18 protein-coding genes are annotated in these 20,059 nt (G+C 72.7%); 14 read left to right on the forward strand and 4 right to left on the reverse strand.

What is annotated here, in order from left to right:
• Positions 1–97: 97 nt before the first annotated feature.
• From RM446_RS04815 to RM446_RS04840, 6 genes are all read left to right on the forward strand, one after another.
• A complete protein-coding gene (locus RM446_RS04815) occupies positions 98–1,681 on the forward strand; it encodes a PQQ-dependent sugar dehydrogenase (protein WP_311543873.1) in 1,584 nt (527 codons plus the stop codon).
• Positions 1,682–2,149: 468 nt separating this feature from the next.
• Entirely contained in the window at positions 2,150–4,663 is a 2,514-nt protein-coding gene (locus tag RM446_RS04820; protein ID WP_311543874.1) for a glycoside hydrolase family 2 protein, read from the forward strand.
• Complete coding sequence (locus RM446_RS04825; RefSeq protein WP_311543875.1) at positions 4,660–5,538, forward strand: LacI family DNA-binding transcriptional regulator; 879 nt, start codon at positions 4,660–4,662, stop codon at positions 5,536–5,538. Before RM446_RS04820 ends, RM446_RS04825 begins: the two co-directional genes overlap by 4 nt.
• Before the next feature lie 182 nt (positions 5,539–5,720).
• Positions 5,721–6,743, forward strand: a complete 1,023-nt coding sequence (locus tag RM446_RS04830) for a LacI family DNA-binding transcriptional regulator (protein WP_311543876.1) — start codon at positions 5,721–5,723, stop codon at positions 6,741–6,743.
• A 367-nt stretch (positions 6,744–7,110) separates the two neighbouring features.
• Complete coding sequence (locus RM446_RS04835; RefSeq protein WP_311543877.1) at positions 7,111–8,346, forward strand: AGE family epimerase/isomerase; 1,236 nt, start codon at positions 7,111–7,113, stop codon at positions 8,344–8,346.
• Positions 8,343–9,305 (forward strand): carbohydrate kinase family protein, encoded by a 963-nt coding sequence (locus RM446_RS04840; RefSeq protein ID WP_311543878.1) that lies wholly within the window; start codon positions 8,343–8,345, stop codon positions 9,303–9,305. Before RM446_RS04835 ends, RM446_RS04840 begins: the two co-directional genes overlap by 4 nt.
• A gap of 50 nt (positions 9,306–9,355) precedes the next feature.
• Here the strand turns inward: RM446_RS04840 and RM446_RS04845 are convergent, their stop codons facing one another.
• Entirely contained in the window at positions 9,356–9,700 is a 345-nt protein-coding gene (locus RM446_RS04845) for an antibiotic biosynthesis monooxygenase family protein (protein ID WP_311543879.1), read from the reverse strand.
• Positions 9,701–9,751: 51 nt separating this feature from the next.
• Between RM446_RS04845 and RM446_RS04850 the strand changes: the two genes are divergently transcribed.
• The 3 genes from RM446_RS04850 to RM446_RS04860 all read left to right on the forward strand — a co-directional run bounded on the left by RM446_RS04850 (position 9,752) and on the right by RM446_RS04860 (position 12,063).
• Positions 9,752–10,183 (forward strand): MarR family winged helix-turn-helix transcriptional regulator, encoded by a 432-nt coding sequence (locus tag RM446_RS04850; RefSeq protein ID WP_311543881.1) that lies wholly within the window; start codon positions 9,752–9,754, stop codon positions 10,181–10,183.
• Positions 10,184–10,562: 379 nt separating this feature from the next.
• Positions 10,563–11,147, forward strand: coding sequence for a DUF4352 domain-containing protein (locus RM446_RS04855; protein WP_311543882.1), 585 nt, complete (start codon positions 10,563–10,565; stop codon positions 11,145–11,147).
• Between the two features lie 382 nt (positions 11,148–11,529).
• Positions 11,530–12,063 carry a hypothetical protein gene (locus tag RM446_RS04860; protein WP_311543883.1) on the forward strand — a complete coding sequence of 178 codons (534 nt, stop codon included), beginning with the start codon at positions 11,530–11,532 and terminating at the stop codon, positions 12,061–12,063.
• 14 nt (positions 12,064–12,077) lie between these two features.
• Here the strand turns inward: RM446_RS04860 and RM446_RS04865 are convergent, their stop codons facing one another.
• Positions 12,078–12,437, reverse strand: coding sequence for an ArsR/SmtB family transcription factor (locus RM446_RS04865; RefSeq protein WP_311543884.1), 360 nt, complete (start codon positions 12,435–12,437; stop codon positions 12,078–12,080).
• A 123-nt stretch (positions 12,438–12,560) separates the two neighbouring features.
• Positions 12,561–13,787, reverse strand: a complete 1,227-nt coding sequence (locus RM446_RS04870) for an MFS transporter (RefSeq protein WP_311543885.1) — start codon at positions 13,785–13,787, stop codon at positions 12,561–12,563.
• Between the two features lie 419 nt (positions 13,788–14,206).
• Between RM446_RS04870 and RM446_RS04875 the strand changes: the two genes are divergently transcribed.
• The 5 genes from RM446_RS04875 to RM446_RS04895 all read left to right on the forward strand — a co-directional run bounded on the left by RM446_RS04875 (position 14,207) and on the right by RM446_RS04895 (position 18,548).
• Positions 14,207–14,587 (forward strand): VOC family protein, encoded by a 381-nt coding sequence (locus tag RM446_RS04875; protein WP_311543886.1) that lies wholly within the window; start codon positions 14,207–14,209, stop codon positions 14,585–14,587.
• Positions 14,588–14,634: 47 nt separating this feature from the next.
• Positions 14,635–15,015, forward strand: coding sequence for a VOC family protein (locus RM446_RS04880; protein ID WP_311543887.1), 381 nt, complete (start codon positions 14,635–14,637; stop codon positions 15,013–15,015).
• 277 nt (positions 15,016–15,292) lie between these two features.
• Positions 15,293–15,523 (forward strand): hypothetical protein, encoded by a 231-nt coding sequence (locus tag RM446_RS04885; RefSeq protein ID WP_311543888.1) that lies wholly within the window; start codon positions 15,293–15,295, stop codon positions 15,521–15,523.
• An 882-nt stretch (positions 15,524–16,405) separates the two neighbouring features.
• Positions 16,406–18,055: a BCCT family transporter gene (locus tag RM446_RS04890; protein WP_449657173.1), complete on the forward strand. Its 1,650-nt coding sequence runs from the start codon at positions 16,406–16,408 to the stop codon at positions 18,053–18,055.
• A 19-nt stretch (positions 18,056–18,074) separates the two neighbouring features.
• Positions 18,075–18,548 carry an Hsp20/alpha crystallin family protein gene (locus RM446_RS04895; RefSeq protein WP_311543889.1) on the forward strand — a complete coding sequence of 158 codons (474 nt, stop codon included), beginning with the start codon at positions 18,075–18,077 and terminating at the stop codon, positions 18,546–18,548.
• A 77-nt stretch (positions 18,549–18,625) separates the two neighbouring features.
• Here RM446_RS04895 and RM446_RS04900 read toward each other — a convergent pair whose 3' ends face one another.
• Positions 18,626–19,960, reverse strand: coding sequence for a M16 family metallopeptidase (locus tag RM446_RS04900; protein WP_311543890.1), 1,335 nt, complete (start codon positions 19,958–19,960; stop codon positions 18,626–18,628).
• Positions 19,961–20,059 lie beyond the last annotated feature (99 nt).

The raw sequence follows: 20,059 nt of genomic DNA on the forward strand, positions 1-20,059 counted from the left end.
TTACCCTCAAGGCCGCACACACCACTCCGGGCGAGGTGGCACACACTGGGGGATTCGCGTGCCGAGTGGGTCGATTCCGTATTCCCAGGAGCCGAAAATGTCGAACCACCGACGGGCGCGGCGGCTGGCCGCGACCGCAGGCGCACTCGTTCTCGCTGCGGTGGGCCCGGCCGGGCCCACCGCAGCCGACGAGTCCCCGTCCGCCCTCGGCCAGGAGCCGTCCGCCACCGCGGAGGCGTCGCTTCCGCTGGACCGGTTGCAGGTCACCAATACACGCACCGACTCCGACCGCCTCGACCGGCCGACCGACATCGAGTCGCCGGGCGATGGCAGCGGGCGGATGTTCATCACGGAGAAGGAGGCCGGCGCGGTCCGCGTCTACCACCCCGACAGCGGGCTCGCCGCCGACCCGCTGCTCGACATCGGCGACCGCATCACCAGCGAAGGCAACGAGCAGGGCCTGCTGGGGATCGCCCTCCCGCCCGACTTCGAGAGCGATCCCGCGCTCTACGCCGCCTACACCAGCGCCGACGAGGGCACGCTCACCCTCTCGCGCTTCCCGATGGACAGCCCCGACCAGGCGAGCGTCCCCGCTGACGGCGAGGAGGTCCTGCTGACCGAGCCGCACAGCGAGTACACCAACCACAACGGCGGCGAGGTGGAGTTCGGCCCGGACGGCTACCTCTACTGGAGCCTGGGCGACGGCGGCAACGCCGGCGACAGCCTGGACAACGGGCAGAACCTCGGCACGCTGCTGGGCAGCATCGTCCGGCTGGACGTGAGCGACTCCTGCGGCGATCTCGCCTACTGCGTACCCGAGGACAACCCGTTCGTCTCGGAGCCCGGGGCCCGCCCGGAGATCTGGGCCTACGGCCTGCGCAACGCCTGGCGGTTCTCCTTCGACCCGGCGGACGGCTCCCTGTGGATCGCCGACGTCGGCCAGGGCAGCTGGGAGGAGGTCAACCACCTGCCCGCGGGCGAGGGCGGCACCAACTTCGGCTGGCCCTGCCGTGAGGGCTCCGAGGAGTTCGACGCCGAGCGGTGCGCGGCCGGAGCCGACTACACCGACCCGGTCTTCGCCTACGACCACCTGGACGGCAACTGCTCGGTGACCGGCGGTGCGGTCTACCGCGGCGACGAGTACGCCGACCTGGCCGGCGGCACCTACGTCATGACCGACTACTGCAGCGCGAACACCTGGGGGATCCGGCCGACCGGCGACGGCGGCTACACCACCGAGCGCATCGGCGAGCTGCCGATCCAGGTCACCGCGTTCGGAGCCGACGCCTCGGGCGAGCTGTACGCCGTCACCGACCTGCCGGGCGGCCTGCACCGCGTCGGCTTCGAGGCGCTGCCTCCGCCCGTGCACTGCGCCGTCGACTACACGGTGGACAGCGAGTGGGGCGACGGCTTCAGCGCGTCGGTGGTCGTGACCAACACCGGTGACGAGCCGGTCGAGGACTGGACCGCGCAGTGGGACTACACCGGCGGACAGCAGGTCACCACCGCCTGGCAGGCCGACGTCAGCCAGGAGGGCACGACCGTCTCAGCGAGCGGCCTGGACTACAGCCAGGTGATCCCGGCGGGCGGCTCGCGGCGCTTCGGCCTCCAGGGCACGATCACCGGCGCCAACCCGGCTCCCGAGGAGTTCCGGGTCAACGGCTCGGTCTGCGAAGGCTAGACCGGCAGGACCGACCGCCGCCGCCCCGCACCCGCCCGTCCCGACTCCTCGGGGCCCGCGCGGGGGCGGGGCGGCGGCGTGCGCGGGAGCGGCCGCGGCTGGCACCGCCACGGGGCCGTCGATGGAGAGGCCGATGGGCGCCGGGCGCAGGTCGTCCAGGTCCGGGCCGGTGAGCGGGCCGGGCGGGCGCCTCAGTGCGGGACGCGCCAGCGGGCTGCCGCCGGTGAAGGCGACGGGTCCGTGCCTACCCCGGATACGCGCATGTGCACGGGGCCGTGCCCGAGGACGGTGCGTTGCTGTGCCACGATGACGTGGTCCTTGTCATCGAGGGCCCGCTCGATTGACTTACTTAATTTGGTGAAGTAAGAATCTTTCCGCAGACGTCCCGGCCCCCGCAACCCGCATCCCCCGCCGATTCGCCCGTCCACCACCCCGCCGCGCGGCGGGCCCACCCTGGAGTGATCGCAGATGATGCGTCAGACCCTGCACGAGGACTGGCTGCTGTCCACGACGCGAGGCCCCGTGCCCGAGGAGATCGCCGGGCGCAGCGTCCCGGCGCAGGTGCCTGGAAGCGCTCACACGGACCTGCTCGCCGCCGGACTGATCGGCGATCCCTACCTGGACACCGCCGAGACCGACCTCGCCTGGGCCCACCGCACGTCGTGGCGCTACACGTGCACCTTCGAGGCCGATGCGCCGCGGCCCGGCGAGCGCGTCGACCTGGCCTTCGACGGGCTGGACACGGTCGCCGAGGTGCGCCTCAACGGCCGGCTGCTCGGCAGCACCGCCAACATGCACCGCGCGTACCGATTCGACGTCCGCGAGGCGCTGCGCGGCGGAGCCAACGAGCTCACCGTCGACTTCTCCCCGGCCCTGGAGTACGCCGAGCGGGAGCGCGAGCGGCTGGGCCCGCGCCCGCACACCAACGCCCACCCCTACAACATGGTCCGCAAGATGGCCTGCTCGTTCGGCTGGGACTGGGGCCCCGACCTGCAGACCGCCGGCATCTGGAAGCCGGTCCGGCTGGAGCGCTGGCGCGGCGCCCGCATCACCGGGGTGCGCCCGCTGGCCACCGTGGACGGGCGGGGCACCGGGCGCGTCGAGGCGCACGTGGGCGTCGAGCACGCCGAGCCCGGCAGCGGTGGAGGCGGCCTCGTGCTCGCGGTCCGCGTCGCAGGACGCGAGACGCGCGTGGCCGTCCCGGCGGGCGCCCACGAGGCGGTCGCGGTCGTCGAGGTGCCCGGCGCGCGGCTGTGGTGGCCGGCCGGCTACGGCGAACAGCCGCTCTACGACCTCGACGCGACGCTGTCCGAACGGGCTGCGGGCGGCCCGGAGGCCGACGGCGGGCCCGAGACCGGGTTGGACTCCGCGCACCGGCGCGTCGGATTCCGCACGGTCGACGTCGACACTTCGCCCGACGAGGTCGGCGCCCGCTTCACGGTCACCGTGAACGGCCGTCCCATCGCCGTCAAGGGCGCCAACTGGATCCCCGACGACCACTTCCTCACCCGCATCACCCGCGAGAGGCTGGCCCGCCGCGTCGACCAGGCGCTGGGCGCGCACATGAACATGCTGCGCGTGTGGGGCGGCGGCATCTACGAGACCGACGACTTCTACGACGTGTGCGACGAGCGCGGCGTGCTGGTGTGGCAGGACTTCGCGCTGGCCTGCGCCTCCTACCCCGAGGAGGAGCCGCTCGCCGCCGAGTTCGAGGCGGAGGCGCGCGAGAACGTCGCCCGGCTCAGCGCGCACCCGTCGCTGGCGGTGTGGAACGGCGGCAACGAGAACCTGTGGGGGTTCGCGGACTGGGGCTGGCCCGAGGCGCTGGACGGGCGCACTTGGGGCGAGCACTACTACTACGAGCTGTTCCCGCGTGTGGTCGCCGAACTGGATCCCACCCGGCCCTACGTGGACGGCAGCCCGTGCAGTCCCGGACACCGGCCCGGTGAGCTGCACCCCAACGACCCCGACCACGGCTGCCGCCATGAGTGGGAGGTGTGGAACCAGGTCGACTACACCCACTACCGCGACATCGTCCCGCGGTTCTGCGCGGAGTTCGGGTTCCAGGGCCCGCCCACGTGGACGACCCTGACCGACTGGATCCACGACTCCCCGCTCACCCCCACCTCGCCGGGGTTCCTGCTGCACCAGAAGGCCGGGGACGGCAACGGCAAGCTGCACCGGGGCCTGGAGGGGCACTTGCCCGTTCCCGGCGACTTCGCCGACTGGCACTGGGCGACGCAGCTCAACCAGGCGCGGGCGGTGGCCTACGGTGTCGAGCACTACCGCTCCTGGTGGCCGCGCACCTCGGGCACCCTCGTCTGGCAGCTCAACGACTGCTGGCCGGTGACCTCGTGGGCCGCGGTCGACGGCGACGAGCGCCCCAAGCCGCTCTACTACGCACTGCGCCGCGCCTACGAGCCGCGCCTGCTCACCTTCCAGCCGCGCGACGGCGCACTCGCGCTGGTCGCGGTCAACGACACCGACCAGAGCTGGACCGGCCACGTGCACCTCCAGCGCCAGGACTTCACCGGCGAGGTGCTGGACGCGGCTAAGATCGAGCTGTCCGTGCAGGCCCGGTCGGCCGCCCGGCTCGACCCGGCCGCGTCGCTGACCACCCCGGCCGACCCGAGCAAGGAGCTACTCGTGGCCGCCACCGACGACGCCCGCGCCGTCCACACGTTCCGCGAGGACCCGGAGCTGGCCTACGACCCCGAGCCGCTCACCGCGGTGGCGACCGCCGTGCCCGAGGGCTACCGGGTGGACGTCCGCGCGCGCTCGTTCGCCCGCGACGTCGCCGTGCTGGCCGACCGGGCCGCGCCCGACGCCGGGGTCGACGACATGCTGGTGCCGATGCTGGCGGGCGAGACCCGGTCGTTCACCGTGCGCACCGGCGCCCGGATCGACCCTCAGGAGCTGACCGCACCGCCGGTGCTGCGCTGCGCCAACGGCCTGTCCCGGCACGCGGCCGGTACTGCATGACCGCGCCGCAGCACCCTGTCGCCGCGGCGGGCGCGATCGGGCTGGTATTGGCCCGGCCGGCGCGCCTGCTCGGTGTCGAGCCGTTCTTCATGGAGTTCATCGGGGGGATCGAGGAGCGCCTGGCCGAACGCGGCATGTCGGTGCTGCTGCACATCGTCGCCGATCACCGCGCCGAGCTGGAGGCTTACCGCCGCTGGGCCGAGCGGGGCCTGGTCGACGCCGTGGCCGTGGTGAACCTGACCGTCGACGACGAGCGGCCGCGGGTACTCGCCGAACTCGGGCTGCCCGCGGTCCTCGTCGGGGCGTGGCAGGGCGCCCCGGACGCACCCGCGGTGCGCACCGACAACACGGCGCCGGTGCACGAGGCGCTGCGGCACCTGCTGGACCTGGGCCACCGCCGGGTGGCCCGGGTCAGCGGGCCCGCCTCCCTGCTGCACACCCGCAGGCGCACCGACGCCCTGGAGGAGGGCTGCCGCGAGGCCGGGGCCGAGCCGCCGGTCATCCTCGAAGGCGACTACTCCGGCGAGGCCGGGGCGGAGCTGACGGCGGCGCTGCTGCGGCGCACTCCCGCACCCACGGCCATCCTCTACGACAACGACGTCATGGCGGTGGCAGGGCTGCAGGCCGCCCAAGAACTCGGCGTCGCCGTCCCCGAGCGGGTGAGCATGATCGCCTGGGACGACTCCACCCAGTGCCGGCTGTCCTCGCCGCCGCTGACGACGATGAGCGTGGACGTGCACCAGCACGGGATCACGGTCGCCGAGTCGGTGCTGGAGGCCGCCGACGGCCGCCCCGTGGCCGAGCGGCGGTCCCCGGCCGCCCGCATCACCCCGCGCGGCAGCACGGCCCGTCCGGGCGTGCACGCGGCCGTGTAGGTCCGGGGCCGAACGCGCAGCCGCCCTCTCCCGGCGGGGCCGGCGCCGGATTCGGCCACCGCGGCTACACGATCGGGGGCGCTCGGGGTACCTTCGGTCGGGCCGGTGGGCACGGACCGGCCACAGCCGGCCGCGGCGCCGCGGCGGTGCCGCCGCCCGCCGATACGCAAAGGATGAAGACCGTGCGCCGTCCGACAATCGCCGACATCGCCCAGGCCGCGGGCGTCTCCAAGGGATCGGTCTCCTATGCGCTCAACGGCAGGCCCGGTGTCTCGGAGGCCACCCGCATGCGCGTGCTGTCCATCGCCGAGGAGCTGGGCTGGGCGCCGAGCACCGCCGCGCGCGCCCTGTCGGACGGCCGCGCCGACGCGATCGGCCTGGTCGTCGACCGGCCGGCGCGGTCGATCGGCCTGGAGCCGTTCTTCATGGAGCTGATGTCGGGTGTGCAGACCGCGCTCTCGGAGATCTCCACGTCGCTGCTGCTCCAGGTGGCGTCCGACCAGGAGCACGAGATCCGGACCTACCGGCAGTGGCACGCGCAGCGGCGTGTGGACGGCGTGCTCGTGGTGGACCTGCTCAGCGGCGACAGGCGGCCGGCGGCGCTCGCCGAGATCGGCATGCCCGCCGTCGTGGTGGGCGGTCCCCTGCCGGGCGCGGTGCAGCCGTTCGTGTGGTCCGACGACGCCGCCTGGACGGAGATGGCCCTGCGCCACCTCGCCGACCTGGGGCACCGCTGGGTCGCCCGCGTCGCCGGGCCGCCGGCGCTGCTGCACACCTCGCGGCGCACGCGGGCCTTCGAGGAGGCGGCCGCGGACCTTGGCCTGGAACGGAGCACCGTCGTGCACGCCGACTACACCGACGAGGCCGGGGCCGAGGCCACGCGGCGGCTGCTGTCGGAAGTTCCGCGCCCCACGGCGCTGATGTTCGACAACGACCTGATGGCCGTGGCCGGGCTGAGCGTGGCCCAGGAGATGGGCGTCTCGGTACCCGCGGACCTGTCGGTGCTCGCCTGGGACGACTCCGCTCTGTGCCGCATGACCCGCCCGCCGCTGACCGCGATCGGGCGCGACGTCAAGGGCTACGGCGAGCAGGCGGCGCGGGTTCTGCTGGAGCTTCTGGCCGGAGGCGCGCCCGGGGACCGGAAGGCCGCCGACGCCCGCCTCGTGCTCCGCGCCAGCACCGGCCGCCCGCCGGCGGAGGCGTGAGCGCGGCGGTGCCGATCGCGGCCGCCCGCCTCCGGCGGGCCTCGCGGCCCCACTGCGGGCGCCCGCGGTGGGGCCGCGAGGGCCGTGTACGCTCCTGTGGAGGCGACCGCCGAGGCCGGACGACCGGCTGACGCTGACCTGTGGAAACCTTGACACTTAACCGGTTCAGTGGTGTTCTGTCCCGGTTCCCTCCCCCGGACCCGCCGTCCGGCCGCCCGATTCCAGCCGCACGCCCGCGCCCCCGCCCCGGCGCCGCACGGCCCGCCACCCGACTGCGCCCGTGCGAAGCCGCCGCGCCACCGTGCGGTCCGGCGCCCCGACGCGGGCGGACCGCGGACGACACGCGTCACCTAGGAAGGACGTCGCAATGGACTTCTCCGCCGACGATCCCGCACCGCTGTCCTGGACGCGGGAGCAGGCCGAAGGCCTCATCGCCTGGGCGGAGCGCTCCCGGCAGGCGCAGGGGTTCGCCTGGCTGGACGACACCGGGCGCCAGCGCACCGAGCAGGGTGTGCAGACCTGGATCACCTCACGCACCACGCACGTCAGCGCGCTGTGCTCGCGCGAGGGCGGCGGCGCGGCGGCTGAACTGGCCGAGCACGGCGTGCACAGCCTGCGCGAGTCGCTACGCGACCCCGAGCACGGCGGCTGGTTCTCCACCGTGGCCTTCGACGGTGCGCCCGCCGACACCGGCAAGGCCGCCTACCAGCACGCCTTCGTGCTGCTCGCCGCCTCCACCGCGGCGTCCGCCGGAACGCCGGGGGCCGACCAGCTGCTCGGCGACGCGGCGGCCACGGTCCTCGACCGGTTCTGGGACGCCGCCGCCGGGCTCTCGGTCGAGTCGTTCGACCGCGCCTTCGCGCACGGCGAGGACTACCGCGGCGCCAACAGCAACATGCACATGGTCGAGGCGTTCCTGGCCGCCGGGACCGCTACCGGCGACCCCGCCTGGGCGCGGCGGGCGCTTGGCATCTCCGACTTCCTCATCCGCGGCGAGGCCGCCGCGCACGGCTACCGGCTCCCCGAGCACTTCACACCGCAGTGGGAGGTGGTGCTGGAGTACAACCGCGACCGCCCGGGCGACCCGTTCCGCCCCTACGGCTGGACCCCCGGCCACTCGCTGGAGTGGGCGCGCCTGCTACTGCACGTCGAGGCGGCGGTGGAGGAGCCGCCCGGTTGGCTGCTGCCCGCCGCCGAGGCGCTGTTCTCGACCGCCGTGGAGGCGGCCTGGGCACGCGACGGTGCCGACGGCTTCTGCTACACGCTCGACTGGGACGACCGCCCGGTGATCCACGAGCGCATGCACTGGGTCGCCACCGAGGCGGTCGCGGCAGCGCACGCCCTGCACACCCGCACGGGTGAGTCCGCCTACGCCGAACTCGCCCGCAGGTGGTGGGTCCACGTGCGCACGTGCTTCGTCGACGGCGACCGGAACTGGCGGCACGAGATCGACTCCCGGCACCGGCCCAGCACCACCGTCTGGAGCGGGCGTCCCGACGTCTACCACGCCTACACGGCCCTGGCGTTCGCCGCGGGCACCCCGATCCCCGGATACGCGGTGCTGGGCGCGGGGGCCCCGTCCGAGGGGAGCACGAACGCGTGAGCACCGAGCAGAGCGCGCCGAGCATGCAGCCGGCGCCGCAGGCGGCGATCGCCGGCGAGCACGTGATGGACCTGCTGCCGGAGGACGGCGGCGTGCTGCGGCCGGTGCCCGGCGGCGGACCGGCCAACATCGCCGTGGCCGCCGCCCGCTTGGGCACGCCGACGATGCTGCTGTCGCGGTTCGGCGCCGATGCCTTCGCCGAACGGCTGCGCGCCCGGATGTCCGCCGAGTCGGTCGACCTGAGCCGCTGCCCCACCGGGCTGGGATCGTCGGCGCTGGCGGTGGCCACGCTCGCCGGCGACGGCTCGGCGCGCTACGACTTCTGGCTGGAGGACGCGCCCGACTGGTCCTGGACGCGCGCGGAGCTGACCGGTGCGCTACCGGACTCGGTACGGGTGCTGCATCTGGGATCGATCGCGGCACTGCGCCCGCCGGGCGACGCCGAGCTGCTGGAGCTGGCCCGCCGCGAGCGGGAGCGCCGCACGATCGCCTTCGACCCCAACGTGCGCATGGCGACGCTGCCCGGCGCCGACCACGCCCGCGCGCGCGTGGAGGACTTCTGCCGGGTCGCCCATCTCGTCAAGGCGAGCGACGACGACCTCGCCGAGCTGTATCCGGGCACACCCGCCGAGGAGGGCGCGCAGCGGCTGCTGGAGCTGGGGCCCCGGGCGGTCGTGGTCACGCGCGGCGGCGAGGGCGCGGTCGCGCTCAGCACCGAAGGGCGCGCCGAGGTCGCCAGTCCCCGCGTGGCGGTTCACGACACGATCGGCGCAGGCGACACGTTCATGGCGGCCCTGGTCAGCGCCTGCGCGGCGGACGGAGGCCGGGTGCCGACGGATGTGCGGGAGCTGCGCGCGCTGCTGACATCGGCCGCGGCCAGCGCCGCGATCAACTGCACCCGGCCGGGCGCGGACCCGCCCACGGCCGCCGAGCTGGCGGAGTTCGGCGAGGCGCGGTAGCCGGGAAGGACGGGCCCGGACGGCGGGCAGCGGCCGCGCCCGGCCTGCCGTCACCTGTGGTGGACCGAATCGACCGTGTAGAGACGCGGCTCGAACCCGTCGGCGATCGCGGCGGCGCGGTCCATGTGCTCCCGGGCGCCCGGGTCCTGGAGCATCCGCTGGAAGTCCGCGGCGCTCTCCCACTGGGCATAGTTGACGACGCGCTCGCCGTCGTCGCTGGTGTGGATGTTGGCGGAGACGAAACCCGGGACGTGTCGCATGACCTCGTCGGTCGCGGCGGTGAGGCAGTCGGCCAGTTCCCGTTGCCGCTCGGGCCGGACCGTGAAGACATTGATCAGCGTGGCCACGGCCGCGCCGCTCTCGATGACGGTGGACTGGGGCATGACGACCTCCATGTCAGGTTCCTTACATCGCAATCGGCCGCCAACCTATGTAAGGTTCCTGTCATGTGTCAAGAAGACGTGCGGGACCGCATCGGATACCTCGTCAAACAGGTGGCCCAGGCCTTCCGCTCGGCGAGCGAGGAGCGCCTGCGCGGCATCGGCCTGTCCATGGCGCAGTACGCGGTGCTGACGGCCCTGCGTGACGCGCCCGGCGCACCGGCCGCCGAACTCGCCCGGCGCACCTTCGTCACGCGCCAGTCGCTGCGCGACGTCCTGTCGGGGCTCACCGGGCGCGGTCTGGCCTCCGTGGCGCCGGAGCCGCCCGCGGGCGGGCGGGCGCAACCGGTCAACCTCACCGACGCCGGACGCTCGCTGCTGGCCGAGGCGGAGGCGATCGTGCTGGAGACCGAGGCGCGGATGACCGCAGGCCTGAGCGGCGACGAGGCGGAGCAGTTGGCGGGGCTCCTGCGCAGGTGCCGCGCCGGCCTCGACTAGCGCAGCACCGGAGGGCGCCGCACATGCGGCGTACAGCCGTGGCGGTGGCGACGCACGGCGCACGGCGCCGGCGCCGGCGCACGGCGCACCCCGGATCCGACTGGCCGGATGCGGCCAGCCGCAGGGCGTCCGGCAGCACGGGCGATCCGCGCAGCAGGGAAGCCTCCGGACGGAATGGACGGAACCGACACCAGGGAGCGGCCGTCCTAACGAGTGCCGGAAAGCCGAGCGGGCACGCAGCGGCCGACCGGCGGCCCACTCAGGCCGGTGCCCCATCGGCCCGTTCAGCACTTCGGCGCCTCTGCCCGCTGTACGCTCTTCGTGGCCCCCAGAATTCGCATTCGCGACAAAAGCCGCACAACGACCAACAGGGACCCCCGTGTACTCTCAGTATCCTCAGCCGCAGCCCTACCCGCCGCCCCAGCCCGAGAAGAAGCCCAACTACTGGCTGATCGGATGCTTCGGCTGCGGCGGCGCGCTGGCGCTCATCGCCGGGATCATCATCATCTTCCTGGTCGTGGTGAACAGCGGTGACGACTCGGGCGGCTCCGCCAGCGACCAGCCTTCGTCGTCGGCGGGCACCGGCGACGATGCGGGAAGCGGGCAGGAGCAGACCGCCCCCGCCGACGACGAGCCGGTCGCGATCGTCGCCGAGCCGGCCGAGTACGAGGCCGGCGCCCTCAGCCAGGGCGGCGACTTCGTCGCCGTGTACGTCACGGTCACCAACAACAGCGACGAGCCGCTCGCCGTCAACCCGCTGTACTTCAGCATGGAGGGCTCCGACGGCCAGTCCCAGGACGCCGACCTGATGGAGTCCGCGGGCCAGGAGGACAACTTCGAGGCCCTCGACCTGGCCAACGGCGAGAGCGAGAGCGGCGTCATCGTGTTCCCCGGCACCTCCGACCCGGTGAGCGTCACGCACACCGGCGTGATGGGCGACGCCTACACCGCCGACGTGGCCTGAACCTCCTCCGGCCCGAGCACCGCGCGCCCGGCGGCTCCACGCACGGAGCCGCCGGGCTCAGTCGTGCCGGAATCCGCCCGCGATCCCCGCACCCAGGCCCCGCGCCCCGTTGATCTTGTAGCTATCGTGAAGGAAAACGATTTCCTCTCACGATAGCTACAAGATCAACGGACAACGCCCACCGACGACGCGCGGGCGGGAGCCTGCCGGACAGGCCGGCGCGTCCCGGCGTCATCCGCGGGGGGGACCCCGGTCGCCCCGGAGGCGGTGCCGGAACGGCGGTGAAGTCGGTAGCGCGAAGGATCCGCGCGCCGAACCGTTGTGGAATGCTTCGAGGGAGCCCGGCGCCCGCCGCGCCCCGCCTTCCCCCCTGAGGTGACCTGTGCACGACCTTCTACTGCGCGACGCAGCGATGACCGCCGCCGTCCTGGCCTTCTTCGCCGCGGCCTGGTTCGGCTGGGCGCAGGAGCACCCCCGGCCGGGGTGGCGGGCTCCGCTGACGGCCGGGTCGGTCGGGGGCCTGCTGGTCGCCGCCGCCGCGGGCGCCGTGGCCGGAGTGAACTGGGACAGCGGGTCGGTACTCGACGGCCGGGACGCGTTCGGGGACTACCTGGTGATCGTGGGGGTGGAGTTCACAACCGCCGCGGCCGGTGCGGTCCTCCTGGCGGTACTGCGCCGGGCCCGCTACATCCCGGTGTGGATCTGCCTGGTGGTCGGCGTGCACTTCTTCCCGATGGCGGGGGTGCTGGACAATCCGGCGCTGTACGGCCTGGCGGTGCTGCTCACCGCGGCGGCCCTCCTCGCCCCGATCGCCGCCGCCCGCACCCGCGTTCCGGTGAGCCTGGCGACGGGCGTCCCGGCCGGCACGGTCCTGCTGGTGTTCGCGCTCTGGGCGGGAGGCGCCGCCGCCCTGTGACGGGGCCGCCCGGGTCAGTGGTGCGGGGGCTCCCCGGTGACCACGTGATCGGCGTGGTTGACGGCCTCCAGGACGAGCCGCCGCAGATGGCCGTCCCGCAGCCGGTAGATCGCGTGCCGGGACTGCTTGCGCGACTCCACCAACCCGGCGAGGCGGAGCTTGGCCAGGTGCTGGGAGACGGCGGTGCGCGAGGCCGCGCAGGCCTCGGTGAGCTCGGTGACGTCGGCCTCGCGGTGCCCCAGCACCCACAGCAGGTGCAGCCGGGTGGGGTCGGAGAGCAGCCGGAAGACGTCGGCGGCCACGGCCAGGCGCTCCGCCTCGGGCGGTGTCTCGTGCGACAGGCTCGCGGCTGCCGGGGTCTCTCGGGTCTCCATGGGGGCAGTCTAGGTCCGCGCCGCTCCCCCGGGGCCTTCGCCGTCCTGCGCCGGTCCGCGCCCGCGCCGCGCTCCCCGGCGCTTTCGCGGGCCCGGCCGGGGACCGCACCCGCGGCGGCGCTGTCAGCGGACCGTTGCCGCGGGCGTTGCGCGCTTCCGTTCCGCCGGCCGCCACAGCAGGGCCGCCGCGCTTCCGGCGAGAGCGGCGACCAGGCCCGCGCCCGCGAAGGCCGCCTCCGAGGGCAGGGCCGCACCCGCCCAGCCGGCAAGAGGGTAGGCGGCCAGGAAGCACAGGTGCGAGAGGGAGAACTGTGCAGCGAACAGCGGGGGCAGACCGCAGTCGGCGGCGCTGTCGCGCAGCACGCGCCCGGTAAGGGTCGCCACGAGCGAGCAGCCGGCTCCCAGTAGAGCCCAGAACCCGGCGAGCAGGGCCGCGGTCGGCGCGATCGCCCAGCCGACAGCGAGCGCCCCGGCGGAAGCGGCCATCAGCGCCGGACCCGCCAGCATCACCGGCCGTACGCCCGAGGGCATGGGTACCCGGGGCAGGGCGAAGGCCGCGATCATCGATCCGGCACCGAAGCAGGCGAGGACCGCCGCCACGCCGGTGTCGGTGCCGCCGAGCGGTCCGCGCACGTAGACGACCGTGTCGACCAGCACCAGCGCCGTCGGCGCTGCGACGGCCAGGTTGAGTGCCGCCAGCCCTCGCAGCGGGGGCCGGACGGCGAAGGCGCGGATGCCCGATAGCGCTCCGGCGAGCCGCGACGGGGACCCCCTGCCGACCGTCCCCGGCAGTCGTGTAGTCGCCACCAGCAGCGCGGAAGCGGCGAACCCGACCGCGGTGAAGCCGAACAGCGCGCTGAAGGGCACGACCAGCAGCAGCCCGGCGGCGAGCAGCGGCGAACCTACCGCCTCCAAATCGTAGGCCAGACGCGACAGCGCCAGGGCAGCGGTGTAGTCGGAGTCCCGGACGATCTCGGGGATGAGCGCCTGGAACGCGGGCGTGAACGCGGCGGACGCGGTCTGCAGCAGCGCCACCAGTGCGTAGACGTGCCAGACCTGGTCGGCCCAGGGCAGCAGCGCCACAGCGGCGGCGCGCACCGCGTCCGATCCGACGAGCACGGCGCGGCGCGGCAGGCGCAGCGTGATCCCGGCGAGGAGCGGCCCGCCCGCCACGTAGGCGACCATCTTGATCGTCAGCGCGGTCGCCATCACCCGGGATGCGTCGTCGCCGGCCAGCCGGAACGCCAGCAGACCCAGCGCGACGGTCGCCAGCCCCGTTCCCGCCAGAGCCGCCGCCTGGGCGGCGAGCAGCCGCCGATAGGCACCCGGGCGCAGCAGCAGTCCCAGCATGTCGCCCTCCCGCCGGAGATCGGGGTGATCGGTCGCGAGCCAACATAACAAACATGTGCGTATATGCGCACTCGATATGAATGCGCACAGGCGGCGCAGACTTCTCCAGCCGCAGGATCCGCGCCGACCGCCTTCGGGGCGAGCGCGGCGAGCGCCGTGGCCGTCGCGGTCGAGATGGGCGGGTCGGTGCAGCCGCTCCCCCCTCTCCTCGGGCGGCAACCTGCCGAGGGCGGTGCTGCGCTCCGGTCGAGCGGACTCGCCGACTCCGTACGGAGTGGCCTGCGCCGCGGCGATGAGTTCGCCGGGCGGCCGGAGTCGGTACTGGTGCAACCGCCGCGACGGGCGGCGGCCGGCCCGGCCGCGGGACCGCATCGGCGGTCCGGGCACCGCCACGCAGGACGAAACAGAAAGGCGATCCCATGCCGAACGGAACAGGCCTCGACGGGATGCTCCTGGCCAGCCGCGACCCGGAGCGGCTGCGCGCCTGGTACTCCGCCGCGCTGGAGCCGCAGGCGGAGTCCCGGGAGAACCAGTACCGCATGCTCGACTTCCGCGGTTTCTACCTGGTGATCGACCACCGCGACGACGTCGCGGCCACCAACCCCGACCCGGCCAGGGTCGTCCTCAACTTCGACGTCGAGGACGCCCGCGCCGCCGTCAAGCGCATCGAGCAGGCCGGCACCCGGTGGATCGCGCCGCTGGAGGACCGCGACGGCAGCCTGTTCGCCACGGCCACCGACCCTGACGGCAACTACGTGCAGGTGATCCAGTTGAGCCAGGAGCACCGGAACGCGATGTAGCCGACGGTGGCCGCCCTGCGCGGCCGCCTGATGAAAAGGAGAGTGCGATGCTCGATTCGAGCAGGGCGTTCAGCAGTTTCGCGGTCGACGACACCGCGGCCGCGCAGCGGTTCTACACCGAGACACTGGACATCACGGTCACCGGCGTCGCGGGGATGGAGGAGTTCGGACTCCTCAGCCTGCGCCTGGCGCCCGACCGAGCGGTGCTGGTCTATCCCAAGCCGGACTTCGTCCCGGCCTCCTACACGGTGCTGCACTTCCCGGTCGACGACATCGACAAAGCCGTCGACGAGCTCGCGGCACGCGGCGTGGAGTTCCTGCGCTATGACGGCTTCGAGCACGACGCCAGGGGGATCGCACTCGGGCGCCCGCGCAACGCGTGGTTCACCGACCCGGCGGGCAACGTCCTGGGACTCGTCCAGGACTGAGGCCGTCCTCGGGCCCGGTGCGCACACCTGCCGCGGGCGGGGCGCGCAGCGGTTCCCGCCCGCCTCTCGGCGGCCCGGCGGGCCGACCGGACGGGAGAGGCAGGCGGGAAGGCCCCGGGCCGGTCCCATCCGTACTTCGCCGTGGCCCGGCAGACCTTCGCGCCCGGCCGTAGCCGGCGTATGCGCCGAGGCGCCGGCGCCTCGGCGGAAGCGAAGGCCGCTCACAGCGCAGCCTTCAGCGGTGAATCGTCCGCGTCGCAGCGGGTAAAGAGTCGGCATGCTGCCCTGGTTGACCCTGGAGTCGTTCCGCTCAGCGGTGCACCGGATGCTGCTGGGCGGGGCGTGGCTGTGCCCGATACTGCCCGCCGACGCGCTCGGCGCGACTGCGGGTGTGCCCGCCCCCGTCCCGCCTTCCCCCGGCGTGCCTGCCCCCCGCGTCGAGCTGGACCCCGGACGCGTCGACGAGCTGTGGTCGGACCTGATCCGCCGCGAGCTGCCCGACTGGTAGCGTTCCCGCCGGCCCAGGCGATCCCCTGTCCCCGGACTCCGCGTGCGCCCGGCCCGCGCCCGGCGCGGCTGCGCCCTGTCCGCACTCCCGCAGGAGGACCGCCGCAGTGGACGACAGACCCGGCGCTCGGCGTCCCCGCGCCCCGGTTCGGCTCGCGCCCTTCGGCAGGGTCGTCGCACCCTGCTGCGGCGAATGTCCCACCCGTCCTGACATGAATCGGTTGGAACAGGGGTACAGAGCGCACGGGCGGAGCCACCAGACCCCTTTGCGCAGCGGGTATACCCGATGCCGCACCGGTTCGAGGGCGCTCCCGGCACGAACCGGGGAACGGCTGCGCCCCCGGGCACACCAGCCACAGCCCCACCGCCCCTATTATGGCGCCCCGGTGGCCATCGGCCGCGCGGTCCGGCCCGGAGACCGCCGACCGCAGACGAAGGTGAGAGGAGCATTGCGAAAGCGAAGAACGAAAGGCGCGTCTCGCGATTTCCACTCCGTGTCGCAGCCGCGGCACGCGACAGCCGCTGCGCTACCGTCTTCACGCACGAACGGAGCCGCTCATTGTCCCGGCATGACAGCGCCCGGGTCAATATCCTATAACCATCCGGCGCATATAAGGGAAGTATGCACCGATTGGCCGTAGAGTTTCCGATCGAGGACTGCAAATAGCGCAACGGAACTTACTCCGGCACCAGCAGCGGTCCCGTGCAGGCACCTTCACGGGGTCGGGAGAAAGGGCCAGGCCCTGCACACTGAAGGGCGTTTCGACGCCGGTACCTGCCCCGGGACTCCCGGTCCGGACCTCGGGAAGGAGTTGTCATCTCTCGATTCAGGTCCTACATACAAGAGCATACGAATCCACCGGTATTCTTCGTCTCAGGCGGGATCGTCCTCGTCTTCCTGATCCTGGGCGCGCTCTTCACCAGTGGGCTCGCAACGGTCGCCACCAGCGTCCTCACGTGGATCACCACGTATTTCGGCTGGTTCTACATTATGGCGGCCACTTTCTTCCTGGTGTTCGTACTCTGGGTGATGTTCAGCCGATTCGGTAACATCCGTCTCGGCCCCGACTCGTCACGGCCGGAGTTCGGAACGACCGCGTGGTTCGCCATGCTGTTCACCGCCGGCATGGGCATCGGCCTGGTGTTCTTCGGCGTCAGCGAGCCTGTGGGCTACAACGCCAACCCGGCCCACCCCAACGAGGTCGCCGCCAACACCTCGGCGTCGGCCTCTGAGGCGATGAACTCCACGCTGTTCCACTGGCTCTTCCACCCGTGGGCGATCTACATCGTCCTCGGGCTGGCACTGGGCTACTTCTGCTTCCGCAAAGGCCTCCCGATGCGGCCGGCCTCGGCCCTCTACCCGTTGATCGGCAACCGCATCTACGGGTGGATCGGCAACCTGGTCGACATCCTGGCCGTATTCGGCACGCTGTTCGGCCTCGCCACTTCGCTGGGCATCGGTGCGCGCCAGGTCAACGCGGGCCTCACCTCGTTGTTCGGTGTGCCCAACATCTGGTGGATGCAGGTCATCATCGTCGCCGTGATCACCGGCGTCGCCGTGCTCAGTGTGATGCTCGGCATCGACAAGGGCATCCGCCGCCTGTCGGTGATCAACCTCTGGCTGGCCGTCGCGCTGATGGTGATCGTGTTCCTGTTCGGCCCGCGTCTGTACATCCTCACCGGGATGGCCGACTTCACCGGCTACTACCTGCAGCACCTGCCGCAGACCAGCCTCTACGTCGCCAACCAGCAGACCGACCCGAACGGATTCGAGTTCCAGCAGGCGTGGACGCTGTTCTACTGGGGCTGGTGGATCTCCTGGTCGCCTTTCGTCGGCATGTTCATCGCGCGCATCTCCTACGGGCGCACGATCCGCCAGTTCATCACCGGGACGCTGTTCGCGCCGGTCGGCGCCTCGATCGTGTGGTTCAGCGTCTTCGGTGGCGCCGGTCTGTTCTACGACAACATCCGCAACGCCGGTCTGGCGGACGAGCCCGCCGAACTGACGCTGTTCTCGCTGCTCAACGAACTGCCTATGCCGGGGATCATGGCGGCGCTGCTCTCGGTGCTGACGATCGTGGTGGTCGTGCTGTTCTTCGCCACCTCGTCCGACTCGGGCTCGCTCGTCGTGGACATGCTGACCAACGGCGGCGACCCGCACCCGATCAAGCTGCAGCGGTTCTTCTGGGCCGTCACCGAGGGCCTGGTGACCATCGTGCTGCTGATGTCGGCCATCGGCATGCAGGAGGGCGACGCGGATCCGCTGTCGACCCTGCAGTCGGCGTCCCTGGTCACGGGTCTGCCGTTCGCCGTAGTCCTGATCATCATCTGCTTCGGCATCGTGAAGGCGTTGCGCGAGGAGGACCAGCGGGTACTGGTCCCCGGGACCACGCCTCCGACCCGCGGGGGCGAGGGCGCTGTGCACGTCCCCCCGCCCGGCGACGTGGACCAGGCCAAGGTTCGTTCGGGGTCTTCGGCCGGCACCGCCAAGGAGTCGGACTCGTCCTCGGACAGCAGCGACAGCGGCGCTTGAGACCCAGTGAGGAATGAGCATGCCCACTAAGAAGAAAAGGACGAATCCGTTCCGCGGCGTCCTGGACATGATGAGCGAGATGAACCGCATCTCCGACACCATGTCCAACCTGGAGACCAGCTCGGCGACAGCCACGCCGCGCGGGTTCTCCGACGCCTGGAGCCCGCCCACCGACATCTTCGCCCGCGGCGAGGACCTCTACATCCGGTGCGAGCTGGCGGGCGTCTACTCCGAGGACGTCGAGGTCTCGTTCTCGCACGGTCTGCTCACCATCGCCGGCGAGCGCAAGCGGGACGACACCGACGTCATCTACTACGCCTCGGAGCGCTACCTGGGCAATTTCCGGCGGGAGATCACCTTGCCGGAGGGGACGGCCGACGAGGACATCTCGGCCGACTTCGACGACGGACTGCTGACCGTCCGCGTGGCGGGCGCCGCCAACGCCGAGGGCCCCAGCCGCATCCAGGTGAACAGCAAGAAGAAGCCCCGCTGACGGGGGCATGACCCGTAGCAGCGAAGGCGCCCGGCCGATCCGATCGGCCGGGCGCCTTCGTCTTCGCAAGGGGCGTCCTAGAAGTCGCGGCCCTGGTCGTAGGGGCCGATGACCGCCAGCGCCTCCGGACCGCCCAGGACGTCCGCGGCCACCTCGGCGACGTCCTCGGCCGTCACCGCGTCGAACAGGGCGAGGTCGTCGTCCAGCGAGAAGTGCCGCGGGTAGGCCAGCTCGTGCACCGTCAGCCGCCCCATTCGGGCGTTGCTGCCCTCGGCGCCCAGCACCCACGATCCCTTGATCTGGCCCTTGGCGCGCTCCAGCTCCTCGCCGCCGATGCCGGTGGCGGCCGCCTTCGCCAGCTCCTCGCGGCACACGCCCAGCACCTCGTCGATCTTGTCGGGCAGGCAGCCCGCGTACACCTGGAAGATGCCGGTGTCGGCGTAGGAGCTGTGGAAGGCTTGGACGGCGTAGGCCAGCCCGCGCTTCTCGCGCACCTCCTGGAAGAGCCGGGAGGACATCCCCCCGCCCAGCGCCGAGGCCAGCACGCGCAGCGCGTACCAGCGTTCGTCGGTGCGCGGCAGGCCTTCGCGGCCCAGGATCAGGTGCGCCTGCTCGGTATCGCGGGCGACCGCCCGTGTCCCGGCGTAGGCGGGCACCCGCTCGCCGCCGATGCGCGGGCGCGCTGGCCGCGCACCCCAGGCGGCCGCGCACTGCTCCGCGAACTGCTCGCGCACCTGCGCGACGACGGCGTCGTGGTCCAGGTTCCCCGCGGCGGCGACGACCAGCTCGCCGGGCACGTAGGCGGAGCGGTACTGCTCGAGGATCCGGTCACGGGTCAGGGACGCGATGGAGTCGTTGGTGCCCAGGATCGGCCGCCCCAGTGCGGAGCCGGCGTAGACGTGCTCGGCGAAGACGTCGTCGATGAGGTCGGCCGGCTCGTCCTCGTTCATCGCGATCTCTTCAAGGATCACACCGCGCTCGGTCTCGACCTCGCCGGCGTCCAGCACCGAGCCCGCCACCATGTCGCCCACGACGTCGACCGCCAGCGGCAGGTCGCGGTCCAGCACCTTGGCGTAGTAGCAGGTGTGTTCCTTGGTCGTGTAGGCGTTGTGGTCGGCGCCCACGCTGTCGAGCAGCGCCGAGATCTCCATCGGACCGCGCCGCCGGGTGCCCTTGAAGAGCAGGTGCTCCAGGAAGTGGGCCGAACCCGCGTGGAGGGGGTCCTCGTCCCGCGAACCGGTGGTGGCCGAAATCCCGAAGGCCGCCGAGCGGAGTCCCGGCATCGCCTCGGTCACGACCCGCAGTCCGCCGGGAAGGACGGTCCGCCGCACCAGTCCGGAACCGTCGCCCGGTTCCAGCAGGGTGATGGTGCTGCCGGGATCCTGCTCGGCGGCGATGGGCGCAGAGGTCATACTCGAGTGTCGCCTTCCTGGACGTGGCGTGGGTCGGGCAAGGAGGGCCCGGGCGGTGGCGGCGCGCCGCCGCAGGGGGCACCGACGACGCGGGGCGGC

The sequence above is a fragment of the Streptomonospora wellingtoniae genome, assembly GCF_031845375.1.
GTDB classification, from domain to species: domain Bacteria; phylum Actinomycetota; class Actinomycetes; order Streptosporangiales; family Streptosporangiaceae; genus Streptomonospora; species Streptomonospora wellingtoniae.

Bases quoted from the DNA above. Each gene is read 5' to 3' on its own strand.
- RM446_RS04825 (WP_311543875.1), top strand. From the start codon at position 4,660: ATGACCGCGCCGCAGCACCCTGTCGCCGCGGCGGGCGCGATCGGGCTG.
- RM446_RS04885 (WP_311543888.1), top strand. From the start codon at position 15,293: ATGCTGCCCTGGTTGACCCTGGAGTCGTTCCGCTCAGCGGTGCACCGG.
- RM446_RS04880 (WP_311543887.1), top strand. From the start codon at position 14,635: ATGCTCGATTCGAGCAGGGCGTTCAGCAGTTTCGCGGTCGACGACACC.
- RM446_RS04875 (WP_311543886.1), top strand. From the start codon at position 14,207: ATGCCGAACGGAACAGGCCTCGACGGGATGCTCCTGGCCAGCCGCGAC.
- RM446_RS04845 (WP_311543879.1), bottom strand. From the start codon at position 9,700: ATGGAGGTCGTCATGCCCCAGTCCACCGTCATCGAGAGCGGCGCGGCC.
- RM446_RS04870 (WP_311543885.1), bottom strand. From the start codon at position 13,787: ATGCTGGGACTGCTGCTGCGCCCGGGTGCCTATCGGCGGCTGCTCGCC.
- RM446_RS04900 (WP_311543890.1), bottom strand. From the start codon at position 19,960: ATGACCTCTGCGCCCATCGCCGCCGAGCAGGATCCCGGCAGCACCATC.
- RM446_RS04850 (WP_311543881.1), top strand. From the start codon at position 9,752: ATGTGTCAAGAAGACGTGCGGGACCGCATCGGATACCTCGTCAAACAG.
- RM446_RS04815 (WP_311543873.1), top strand. From the start codon at position 98: ATGTCGAACCACCGACGGGCGCGGCGGCTGGCCGCGACCGCAGGCGCA.
- RM446_RS04895 (WP_311543889.1), top strand. From the start codon at position 18,075: ATGCCCACTAAGAAGAAAAGGACGAATCCGTTCCGCGGCGTCCTGGAC.
- RM446_RS04820 (WP_311543874.1), top strand. From the start codon at position 2,150: ATGATGCGTCAGACCCTGCACGAGGACTGGCTGCTGTCCACGACGCGA.
- RM446_RS04835 (WP_311543877.1), top strand. From the start codon at position 7,111: ATGGACTTCTCCGCCGACGATCCCGCACCGCTGTCCTGGACGCGGGAG.
- RM446_RS04865 (WP_311543884.1), bottom strand. From the start codon at position 12,437: ATGGAGACCCGAGAGACCCCGGCAGCCGCGAGCCTGTCGCACGAGACA.